The 12127-nt window shown below is 63.9% G+C and carries 2 protein-coding genes (1 of these 2 cut by a window edge); both read left to right on the top strand.

Annotated features, from left to right (window positions below; all coding sequences use genetic code 11):
- Window positions 1-32 precede the first annotated feature (32 nt).
- Entirely contained in the window at window positions 33-9005 is an 8973-nt protein-coding gene (locus tag QMG46_RS15135) for a non-ribosomal peptide synthetase (RefSeq protein ID WP_281848660.1), read from the top strand.
- Window positions 9002-12127 carry the 5' end (the start) of a non-ribosomal peptide synthase/polyketide synthase gene (locus QMG46_RS15130; RefSeq protein ID WP_281848659.1) on the top strand. It continues 16323 nt past the right edge of the window, so the window shows 3126 of its 19449 coding nt (coding positions 1-3126); its start codon is at window positions 9002-9004; its stop codon lies off the right edge, out of view. Before QMG46_RS15135 ends, QMG46_RS15130 begins: the two co-directional genes overlap by 4 nt.

Here is a 12127-nt window from a genome sequence, read left to right as displayed (position 1 = left end):
CGAAGTTCAGATCCGCAACAAGGAAGGTCATCGTGCACGATTCCACCCTGGCTGACGACAGCCTCGCAGCAAAGTCGATCGCGGAAGAGCATTTCTGGCGCGACTATCTTGCAAACGTGATGACCACGACGCGGATCGGGGGCAGCCACCGAGCGTCGCTTTCGACGAATGGCTTCGCTGCCGTCACTGCCACATGGGAATCGCCTCGTCGTGGAGATGGTGGGGATCTGGCGTGTATTGCGTATGCCGCCTGGGCACGACTGCTCGCCACCTATGCGGGCGACAGCGACGTGGTGTTCGGCATCAACGGGGATCGCCCGCTGCGTGTTCGTGTCGACCCGGCGCAGGATGCCGCAGCATTTTTGGCCGCGGTGGCAAAAGGCGTGGTGCAAGTATCGGGGCACGCATCCACGCCACTTTCGCGCCTGCATGAGCTGGCGAATCTGGATGCGGCCACGCCGCTGTTCGACACCGTCGTGTATTTCGGTGACGCCGCCCATGTGCAGACGAACGAGGCAAACGCCTCCGTCGTCGTATCGATCAGCCAGGCACAGCCGCCTACGTTGTCGTTGCGCTATCGCGATGGGTTGATAAGCACGGGCTTGGCCAGTGAAATGCTCGAACAGTTCCGCATGCTGTGCGAAGTGCTGCCGGCCCAGCCCGACAGCCTGTTGCATGCGCTGCCGGTAGTGTCCGGTCGCTATGCAACGCGTGCGCTTGCCGAATGGAACGATACCGCCGAGACATTCGACGAGGTTGTCACCTTGCATGGCCTGGTGGAACGACAGGCGGCGACGCACCCCGAACGCCTGGCCGTCGTTGGCGACGATGGTGAACTCACTTACGGCGAACTGGACAAGCGCGCCAATCAGCTCGCCAGGCACCTCATCGGCATCGGCGTAAAGCCGGGCGATCAGGTCGGCCTGTGCACGGAGAAATCGGCCGCTACCGTGGTTGGCATGCTGGGCATCATGAAGGCGGGAGCCGCCTACGTGCCGATCGATCCCGGCTACCCGTCCAGTCGCATCGAGTACATGGCTGAGGACGCCAGGCTCAGTGCGTTGCTGACATGGGGCAAGGCCGCGGCAGCGGTCGCAGGGCTGGCATTGGCGCGTGTCGCGCTTGACGACGACTGGGCGGCCGTCGCGCGCCACTCCAGCGATGCGCTGCCATTTCGAGTGCCGGCCGACGCTTTTGCCTACGCGATCTATACGTCCGGCTCCACCGGGCAACCCAAATGCGTGCTTCTGAATCATCGCGGACGCGTCAACAACATCGAAGACTACTGCCGCAGGCTCGCACTCACCGAGGTCGACCGCGTGCTATGCGTTTCGTCGCTGAGTTTCGATATTTCGGTGTGCAACATTTTCTGCATGTTTCGCGCAGGCGGCTGCATCGTCTTTCCCTCGCTCGACCGCCTGAAGGACCCGGATCACTGGCTCGACGTGATGCACGAGAGATCGGTCACGTTCTGGCACTCCGCACCGGCGCTGATGGATGCCCTGCTCGATGCGGCCAGCGAGCGCGACTACGACCGCGACACCCTGCGCGTCGCTCTTCTGGGTGGCGACTGGATCCCACTCGGCCAGCCGGCGCGCGCCCGCGCCGCTTTCCCGTCGCTCTGGTTCGTTACCGCCGGCGGTGCGACCGAGCTGTCGATCGATTCGGTCTTCTATCCGGTCGATACGGTCGACCCGGCCTGGGTGAGCATCCCCTACGGCAAACCGCTCGCCAACCAGTCGGCACTGATTCTCGACGCGCATTTCCAGATCGCACCCATTGGCGTTCCGGGCGAGCTTCACCTCGGTGGCGTCGGCATCGGTGCGGGCTATATGAACCGGCCGGCACTCACCGCGCAGAAGTTTATTGCGCACCCGTGGCCCAGCTTTCCTGGCGAACGCCTTTATCGAACCGGCGACCTGGCCAAGTACGGCCCCGATGGCACGGTCGAACTGCTCGGCCGCATCGATTTCCAGGTGAAGATTCGCGGCATGCGTATCGAACTGGGCGAGATCGAAGCGGTGCTCGGCGAGCATCCTCAGATCGAAGCCTGCCTGGCCGGTGCACCGCTTGATGTCATGGGCGACCGCCGGTTGGTGGCCTACGTTGTGCCCTCGCCCGACGCCTGCCTCGAGGCCGATACGGATCGAGAGGCGTGGCAAGCACAGCTGCAAGACTGGCTTCGCCAGCGGGTACCGTCCCATCTGCTGCCCGAAGCATTTATCAGGCTCGATCGCCTGCCCTTGACGCCCAATGGCAAGGTCGACCGTCGCCATCTGCCGGTACCGGACAGTCAGGCTTATACCGCGCGCGCCTATGAGCCGCCGCGCAACGACATCGAAAGAGAACTGGCCGCACTTTGGCGGTCACTGCTCGGGATCGAGCGGGTCGGCCGCCACGATCATTTCTTCCAGTTGGGGGGACATTCGCTCCGCGCGGTGCTGATGCTGAGCCGCCTGCGCCGGCAGTTCGGTGTCGATCTGCCGCAAAGCACGCTGTTTGAACATCCGACACTCGCCGAACTGGCACAGGCCATCGTTGAGTCCGTGGCCGATCACCAAGGTGTCGATGCGGGTGGCAATATCGAGCCGGCGTCACGCCAGGGGCGTCTGCCGCTGTCCTTCGCGCAGCAGCGTCTGTGGTTTCTCGGGCAGCTGGACGAGCTGGACGCGGCCTATCACATGCCTGCGGCATGGCGGCTACGTGGTGCACTGAACGTTGCGGCACTGCGCACTGCGTTGGATCGCCTGTTCGCACGTCACGAAAGCTTGCGCAGTCGTTTCCCGTCCATCGACGGTGAGCCTTACGTGGAATTGCTGCCAGCCGACCATGGGCTGCCCTGCAGCGAGCACGACCTTCGTAGCGACAGTGCGCCGGAGCGGCAGCTGGATATGCGCTTGCGCGACGAGGCTCATGCACGCTTCGATCTGGCAACCGGCCCGCTGATCCGAGCCCGGCTATTCCGTTTGGCCGAACACGACCACGTGTTGTCGCTGACGCAACATCACATCGTGTCCGATGGATGGTCGACGGCACATCTGATTGGCGAGTTGCAGGCGCTGTATGCCGCGTTCGACAAGGGTGAGCCCGACCCGTTGGCGCCACTGGGGATTCAGTATCCCGATTACGCTGTATGGCAGCGCAACTGGCTTGTCGGTGAGCGGCAGCGGTTGCAGGCTGACTATTGGCGTACCGCACTTGCCGTCGCGCCGACCGTGCTTGCGCTTCCCACGGATCGCCCGCGCCCGCGCCGTTTCAACTCGAAAGGCGGTACGCAGCCGATCGTGCTCGACGCCGAGCTCACGCGGCAGATCCGGCGGGTTGCCCGTCAGCAAGGCGTCACCGTATTCATGCTGTTGATGGCTGCCTGGTCCGCGGTACTGGCACGGCTATCGCGCCAGGACGATCTTATGGTCGGTGCGGTGACCGCAAGCCGCAACCGCGCCGAGATCGAAACGCTGATCGGCTTTTTCGTCAATACCGTTGCGCTACGAATGGATTTATCGGGCGAGCCAAGCGTGCGCGAACTGCTGGCTCGGGTGCGCCATGTCGCGTTGCGCGCGCAAGATCATCAAGACCTGCCGTTCGAGCAGGTCGTGGATATCGCGCAGGCGCCTCGCCATGCCAGCCATGCACCGCTCTGCCAGGTGGTGTTCGCTTGGCAGAGCTACGAAGAAGGTGAGCTTGCACTGGATGGCCTGGACGTTGATCTGCTGCCGGTGCCCTTTGAACGGGTGCGCTTTGACCTGGAGCTGAGCCTGCATGAGGCCGGCGAAAGAATTGTCGGCGATCTGGCGTATGCCTGTGCGCTCTTTGACCCTGCGACGGTCGAGCGGCACACCGCGTATCTCGAGCAGATGCTGCGCGCGATCGTCGCGGACATTGAGCAGCCGGTGTCCGCGATCGCCTTGATCGACGACGCCGAGCGGCAACGGCTGCTGCATGAGTGGAACCGCACGGCGGCGCCCTACCCGCACGATCGTTGTGTGCAGCATCTGTTCGAGGATCAGGTGCGACGCACGCCCGACGCCGTCGCGTTGATCGAGCAAGAGCACACGCTCAGCTACACACAGCTCAATATCCAGGCCAATCGGCTCGCGCACCGCCTGATCGCGCTGGGCGTGCGTGCTGGCGACAGCGTCGCCCTGCTGCTGGATCGCAGCGCAGCCCTGGTGATCGCCGAACTGGCCGTGCTCAAGGCCGGCGGCACCTACGTGCCGATCGACCGCCAGATACCGCCATCGCGCCAGGCCTGGGTGGTCGAGGACAGTCGTGCATGTGTGCTGGTGACCGATCGCGTGACCGACGTGCCGTCGTCGCTGACTGTACCGGTGCTCGACCTGGGAACACTCATCGGAGAAACGCTGCATGAGACCGATCCGGTCGTGGCGATGGGATCGGATGCGATCGCCTACGTGATGTACACCTCCGGCTCGACCGGCACGCCCAAGGGTGTGCTGACGCCGCACCGCGCGATCGCGCGTCTGTTGTTTGCCAATCGCTATGCCGACTTCGACGCCAGCGACTGCGTGGCGTTTGCCGCCAACCCGGCCTTCGATGCCGGCACGATGGAGGTATGGGGCGCCCTGCTGCACGGCGGACGCCTTGCCATCCTCGATGGCGATACCGTGCTCGATGCCGCGCGCCTGGATCGGGCGCTGGAACGCTACGGCGTGACTGCACTGTTTCTCACCACCGCCTTGTTCAACCTTTACGCGCAAGCCATTCCCAAGGCCCTGGCGCGGCTGAAGTACCTGTTGTGCGGTGGCGAGCGCAATGACCCGGCCGCGTTCTGGCGTGTGCTGGCCGAAGGTGGCCCGCAGCATCTGATTCATTGCTATGGCCCGACCGAAACCACGACCTACGCGTTGACCTGCGAGATCACCCCAGCCTGGCGCGGACACGACAACCTGCCGATGGGCAGACCCATCGGCAACACCCGCGCCTACCTGTTGGACGCGCATCGCCAACCGGTACCCTTGGGGGCGGTCGGCGAGATCTATATCGGCGGCGACGGCGTGGCGCTGGGTTATCTCCACCGCCCGGAGCTCACCGCCGAGCGCTTCCTGCCTGACCCGTTCGTCGAGGCGGCCGATGCGCGGATGTATCGCACCGGCGATCTGGCGCGCTACCTGCCCGATGGCAACCTGGTCTTTATCGGACGCGTGGATCATCAGGTAAAGATTCGCGGTTACCGCATCGAGCCGGGCGAGATCGAAGCGCGGCTGGTCGATCATCCGTGGATACGCGATGCGGCCGTGCTGGTGCGCCAGGATGGCGGCAACAAGCGCCTGGTTGCCTACGTGGTCGCCGACGCCGAATCGACCGACGAGCTTGCTGTCGTGCTGCGCACGCATCTGGCGACGCTGCTGCCTGAGTACATGATTCCCGCCGCCTTCATGGCACTGCCGGCCTTTCCGCTAACGCCCAATGGCAAGCTCGATCGCAAGGCGCTACCCGCACCGGATGACAGCGCTTTCGGCCTGCGCGGCTATGAGCCGCCCGAAGGCGATACGGAAACGCTGCTGGCGACGTTATGGCAAGAACTATTGGGCGTTGGACGCGTCGGACGCCACGATCACTTCTTCGAGTTGGGCGGCCATTCGCTGGTGGCCGTGCGCCTGCTCAGTCGCATCGAACAGTCTCTCGGTGCGCCGTGGTCGCTTTCGACGCTGTTTGCCCACCCCAGCCTGCATGCGATGGCGGCTGCCCTGCAGCGGGATATGTCCCAGCAGGCATCCAGGCCTGCGATGTCGATCGCACCCATCGTGCCGATCGCGCGCACCCTCGATCTGCCACTGTCGTTCGCACAACAGCGCCTATGGTTTCTGTCCCAGCTCGAAGATGTCAGCGCCACGTATCACATCCCCTTTGGCGTGCGGTTGCACGGCACGCTTGACGCGTCCGCGCTACGCCACAGCCTCGACCGGCTGTTCGACCGCCACGAAGCGTTGCGTAGCGTATTTGTCACCGTCGGCGGCGAACCGCGTGCGCGGTTACTCGCCCCAGGCGATGGCGTGCCATGGACACAGCACGACTTGCGCCAGTCACCCGATCCGGACAAGACCCTCGCAAGACTGATGGAGGAGGAGGCTCGCGCGCCGTTCGATCTCACGCTGGGCCCGCTGCTACGTGCCTGCCTGGTACGCCTGGGCGATGACGATCATGTTTTGCTGCTCACTCAGCATCACATCGTCTCGGACGGGTGGTCGCTGGGCGTGCAGATGCGCGAACTCGGCGCGCTCTACGCGGCGTTCGCCAGAGCGCAGGCCGATCCGTTGCCGCCACTGACGATTCAGTATCCCGACTACGCCGCCTGGCAGCGCGACTGGCTCTCGGGCGAACGCCTGCGCGATCACGCCAACTACTGGCGGCGCGCCCTGTCCGAGTCGCCGGTACTACTCACCGTGCCCACGGATCGGCCGCGACCGCCACGGCAATCGTTCGATGGTGCCGAGCTGCCCATACGCCTGGACGCGGCGCTGACCGAACAACTCAAGCGCTTGAGCAGGCAACATGACTGCACGTTGTTCATGACCGTACTGGCAGCGTGGAGCATCGTGCTGTCCCGGCTCAGTGGTCAGCAGGATCTGGTGATCGGTACGCCGGTGGCTCATCGAAGCCGGCAGGAGATCGAGCCCCTGATCGGCTTCTTCGTCAACACGCTTGCCATGCGCATCGATCTCTCGGGCGAGCCGACCACGACCGACCTGCTCGGACGCGTCAAGCAACGCGTGCTGGACGCGCAGTCGCACCAGGATCTGCCCTTCGAGCAGGTCGTCGAAATCGCCAAGCCGCCGCGTCGCCTGGAGCACGCGCCGTTGTTCCAGGTGCTCTTTGCCTGGCATAGTCATGACGACCTGTCCGCGGCGCTGCCGGGCTTGCATGCACAGGTGTTGCCATTGCCGGTGCATACCGTCAATGTCGATCTGGAGTTGAGCCTGGGCGAGCGCGACGGCCGCATCGAAGGCGGACTCAGCTACGCCACAGCCTTGTTCGACCTCGGCACCGCCGAACGATATACCGATTACCTCGTGCGCGTGCTTCGTGCCATGGCCGAGAACGCGAACGATGTCGTGGAGCGTATCGACATGCTCGGCAGCGCCGAGCGCGAATACCTGCTGGACGCAGTCAATCACACCGATGTCGACTATCCACGCACAACGTGCATCCATCAGTTGTTTGAGCAACAGGCCGCAAGTCGCCCGCACGCCACTGCATTGATTTTTGAATCGCAACGGTGGTCCTACGCCCAACTCAATGCGCAGGCCAACCGACTCGCGCATCGCTGTATCGAGCTGGGCGTGCGTCCCGGCGAGCGCGTGGGCCTGTGCGTCGCGCGCGGCCCGTACATGGTTGTCGGACTGCTGGCGATCCTGAAGGCCGGTGGCGCCTATGTGCCGCTGGACCCTGCTTACCCGAGCGATCGTCTCGCACATGTCCTCGATGATGCCTCGCCGGTTCTGGTGATCTGCGATGGCGCAGGCAGCGATGCGTTGAAAACAAGCGCGCTTTCCAGGCGCCCGGTGCTCGACCTGAGGGCATGGCAGGAAGAAGGCGTCGACCCGACCAGTGGCGATTCAGATCCGATCGTGCCCGGCCTGAGCTCGAGCGATCTGGCCTATGTCATCTACACCTCGGGAAGCACCGGACGGCCCAAGGGTGTGATGGTCGAACATCGCACCGTGGTGAACTTCCTGTGCGCCATGAGCGATGCGCCGGGCCTGGCGGCGACCGATCGACTGCTGGCCGTCACCAGCATGTCCTTCGATATCGCGGGTTTGGAGATCTACCTTCCACTATCGAACGGGGCACAGCTGGTGCTGGCCAGTCGTGACGAGGTTGCCGACCCGACGCGTCTGCGTCGCCTGCTGCACGCGCAGCAGATCACTGTCATGCAGGCCACGCCGGCCGGATGGCGAGCGTTGCTCGACGCATCCGGAGAAGAGCCTCCGGCCGGGTTGCGTGCATGGTGTGGCGGCGAAGCGCTGAGCACGGCCCTGGCAGCGAATCTATGCGAGCGCTTCGATGAGGTGTGGAACCTCTACGGGCCCACCGAAACGACGATCTGGTCGACGGCGGGACGCGTACGCGTGCCCGCTTCCGCGTCCTCGGCAAACCTCGGCATTGGCCGGCCGATTGCCAATACGAAGATCTACCTGCTCGACGCCCATGGTGCGCCGGTGCCACGTGGCGCGGTGGGCGAGCTGTATATCGGCGGCGAAGGGGTGGCACGCGGTTATCACCATCTGGCCGAACAGACAGCCACGCGCTTCGTTCGCGACCCTTTCCATGCGTCGATGGGGGCGCGCATGTATCGCACGGGGGACCTGGCACGCTATCTCCCCGATGGCGATCTGGAATTTCTCGGACGCAACGATCACCAGATCAAAGTGCGCGGCTATCGCATCGAACCGGGAGAGATCGAAGTGCGGCTGCGCGAGCATCCGGCTGTTCGCGATGCCGTGGTTGTAGTGCGCAACGATCGCGATGATCCACGCCTGGTGGCCTATATCCTCGGTCGCGATGGCATCGCACTGGACGAGCCTGCGACCGTTCTGAAATCGCATCTCGCGCGCACCCTGCCCGCATACATGCTGCCTGGCGCCTTTGTTGCGTTGCAGGCATGGCCACTGACGCCCAACGGCAAGCTGGACCGTGCCGCATTGCCTGCCCCGGACGACGACGCGGTGGAGCGCAGTGCCTATGTAGCGCCCCAGGGTGAAACCGAAACATTGCTCGCCGACATCTGGAGCGAGCTGCTTGGTATCGAATCGGTCGGTCGCCATGACGATTTCTTCGACCTGGGCGGTCATTCGCTGCTTGCCGTGCAGATGCTCGGCCGCATCGAAACCGAGCTGGGCCTGCGCCTGGAACACTCATCGATCTTTCGGTTTCCGGTGTTGGAGCAGCTTTCACGTCACGTCCTGCTCGCGGTACTCGCACAGGAGTTCGACCCCGACCAACTCAACGAACTTGCATTCGCAAACGAGAGCGCGCCATGACCGACAAGACGTCCCCGTTCGACGGCCTGGATGCGCTGGCGATCGAAAGGCTTCGCCAATTGGCCAAGGCGCGAGGTGTCGCCGGGCGCAAGACATCGAACGACCGGATCGCCATTGTTTCTCGCGAAGGCGATTTGCCGCTGTCGTTCGCGCAACAGCGACTTTGGCTTTTGTCGCAGCTCGACGGCGTCAATGTCACCTACAACATGCCGCTCGCCGTGCGTCTTTCCGGCGCTCTCGACAAGACAGCGCTACGGCAGGCGCTCAATGCGTTGCTGGCCAGGCACGAGGGCTTGCGTACTGTGTTTTTTGCCCGCGATGGCGAGCCGCGTTGCCAGATCATGCCAGCCGATACCCGGATGCCCTGGCAGGACATCGATCTGGCCGGAGCACGCGATCCGCACGCCGAATGCTCGGTCATGGCGCAGCGCGAAGCGCGTACGCCGTTCGACCTCGCCGTCGGCCCACTTATCCGCGCGCAGCTGCTGCGCCTGGACGAGCAGCAGCATGTGCTCTTGCTTACCCATCATCACATCGTTTCCGACGGTTGGTCGATCGGCATCATCACGCGTGAATTGAGTGCGCTGTATGCAGCGTTTGCCGAAGGACAGGCACCTGCGCTACTGCCGCTGGAAGTGCAATACCCGGACTACTCCGCATGGCAGCGAGAGGGCATGCAAACCGAGCGAATGGCAGGCCAGGCGACGTTCTGGCGGCAGGCGCTCGCCGATGCGCCGACCCTGCTGACCTTGCCCACCGATCGCCCACGGCCGCCGCACGCGACTTTCGAGGGCGACAGCGTGCCTGTCTATCTGGACGCGACGATCACCCGGCAGCTCAAGCGCCTGGGTCGTGAGCACGGCACGACCTTGTACATGACGTTGATGACGGCGTGGGCCAGCGTACTTGCGCGGCTCAGTGGACAGAACGACATCGTCATAGGCAGCCCGGTCGCCAATCGCAATCGGCGCGACATCGAGGGCCTGGTCGGCTTTTTCGTCAACACGCTGGCGATGCGCATCGATCTATCGGGCGATCCCAGCGTTGCACAGACGCTGGCTCGCGTACGCAAGACGACGCTGGAGGCGCAGGATCATCAGGACCTGCCGTTCGAACAGGTCGTGGAACTGGCCAGGCCGTTACGTCGTCTCGACCAGACTCCGTTGTTCCAGGCCATGTTCATCTGGCAGGCAAGCCAGCGCGGTGCAATGCATTCGCAAGGCGTGCAGATCGAAACCATTGAATTACCGGCAGGCAATGTCCGCTTCATGCTGGAGCTCGACCTGTCCGAGCATGAAGAGGCCATCGAAGGCTCGCTGCGCTACGCGACCGCCCTGTTCGATCGGGAGACGATCGAACGCCATGTGGGGTATCTGTGCACCCTGTTGCGCGCCATGATCGCCGATACCGCGCGCCCGCTGGCGACGATCGACATTCTGGATGAAAGCGAGCGTTGCCTGCTCCTGCAGGCATTCAACGACACCGCTGCGGACTATCCGCGCGACCTATGCCTGCATCAGTTGTTCGAAGCGCAGGCGCAACGTCGCCCGCGCGCACTGGCGATCGACGCTGACGATGGCCAGCTGACCTATGCCGAACTCAACGCCCGTGCCAATCGACTCGCTCATCACCTGATCGCGCAAGGTGTATCCCCGCATCGTGGCGTAGCGCTGTGCGTGCGTCGCGGCGGACAGGCGATCGTCGGCGTGTTGGCGATCCTCAAGGCTGGCGGATATTACATTCCGCTCGATACGGCCTATCCCAGCGAGCGTCTCCTGCGGATCCTGGACGATGCGCAACCGACCCTGATTATTGTCGACAGCAAGGGGCGCGAGGCGATCGGCGCCGGTGGCCTCGACGCCTATGGCGTCATCGATCTCGAGCTGCCATCGGCGTGGATCGATGGGCCAACGACCGACCCGGCGCACGCTGCCCGGGGAACCCATGCACGCCAACCCGCCTATGTTCTCTATACCTCGGGATCGACGGGCGTGCCCAAGGGCGTGCAGATGCCGCATCAGGCGCTCGTCAATCTGCTGTCCTGGCACCATCGTCAGATTCCTGGGTGCGTCGATGGCCGCGTTGCCCAGTTCACGGCACTGGGCTTCGATGTTTCGGCACAGGAAATCTTCGCCGCACTGTTGCACGGAAAGGCGCTGATCGTTCCCGATGAAGATACCCGCCGCGATCCCGCACGTCTGGTCCAATGGCTGGAGGCCAAGGAAGTGGACGAGCTCTATGCTCCCAACCTGGTCATCGATGCTGTTCGCGAAGCCGCTACTGAAGCGGCTACGAGCCTGCCTGCGTTGACAAACATCGCCCAGGCCGGCGAGGCATTGCAATGCGGCGGCGCGTTGCGAGCTTGGATCGGTCAGGTGTCATCAAGACGCCTGCACAATCACTATGGCCCGACCGAAACGCATGTCGCGACCGCCTATGCGCTGCCAGCGAACCCGCGGGACTGGACCGCGGAGACGCCGATCGGACGACCCATCGCCAATGCGCGTGTCTATGTGCTCGATGCGCATCGGCAACTGGTGCCCAGAGGCACCGTCGGCGAGTTGTATATCGGCGGCGACGGCGTCGCGCATGGCTATCTCAATCGCCCTGAGCTCACCCTGGAGCGGTTCCTGCCCGATCCCTTCGAGCCAGGCCCTGATGCGTGCATGTATCGCACGGGCGACCTTGTGCGGTTTCTTGCCGACGGCAATCTTGTATTCGTCGGACGCAACGACGATCAGATCAAGTTGCGTGGCTTTCGCATCGAATTGAACGAGATCCAGAATCGCCTGCTGGAGCATCCCGCCCTCACCGAGGGGGCGATCGTCGTGCGCGAGGACACGCCCGGCGAGCGCCGCCTGGTTGCCTATGTGGTGCCGTCACGGCATGGCGCATCGAGCGATCTGGGCGATTTGGCTGCGACACTGCGCACGCATCTGGCGGCACGGTTGCCGGACTATATGCTGCCGTCGGCATTCGTCGCTCTCGATAGCCTGCCGCTCACCGTCAACGGAAAACTCGACCGCCGCGCTCTGCCCGCACCCGATGAAAGCTCGCTCGTGCGCAAGCAACACGAAGCACCCATCGGCGACAAGGAAGCCATGGCCGCAGGCTTGTGGCAA

It is taken from the genome of Dyella sp. GSA-30, assembly GCF_027924605.1.
GTDB lineage: Bacteria > Pseudomonadota > Gammaproteobacteria > Xanthomonadales > Rhodanobacteraceae > GSA-30.
This window is presented reverse-complemented; position numbering and strand designations above follow the sequence as displayed.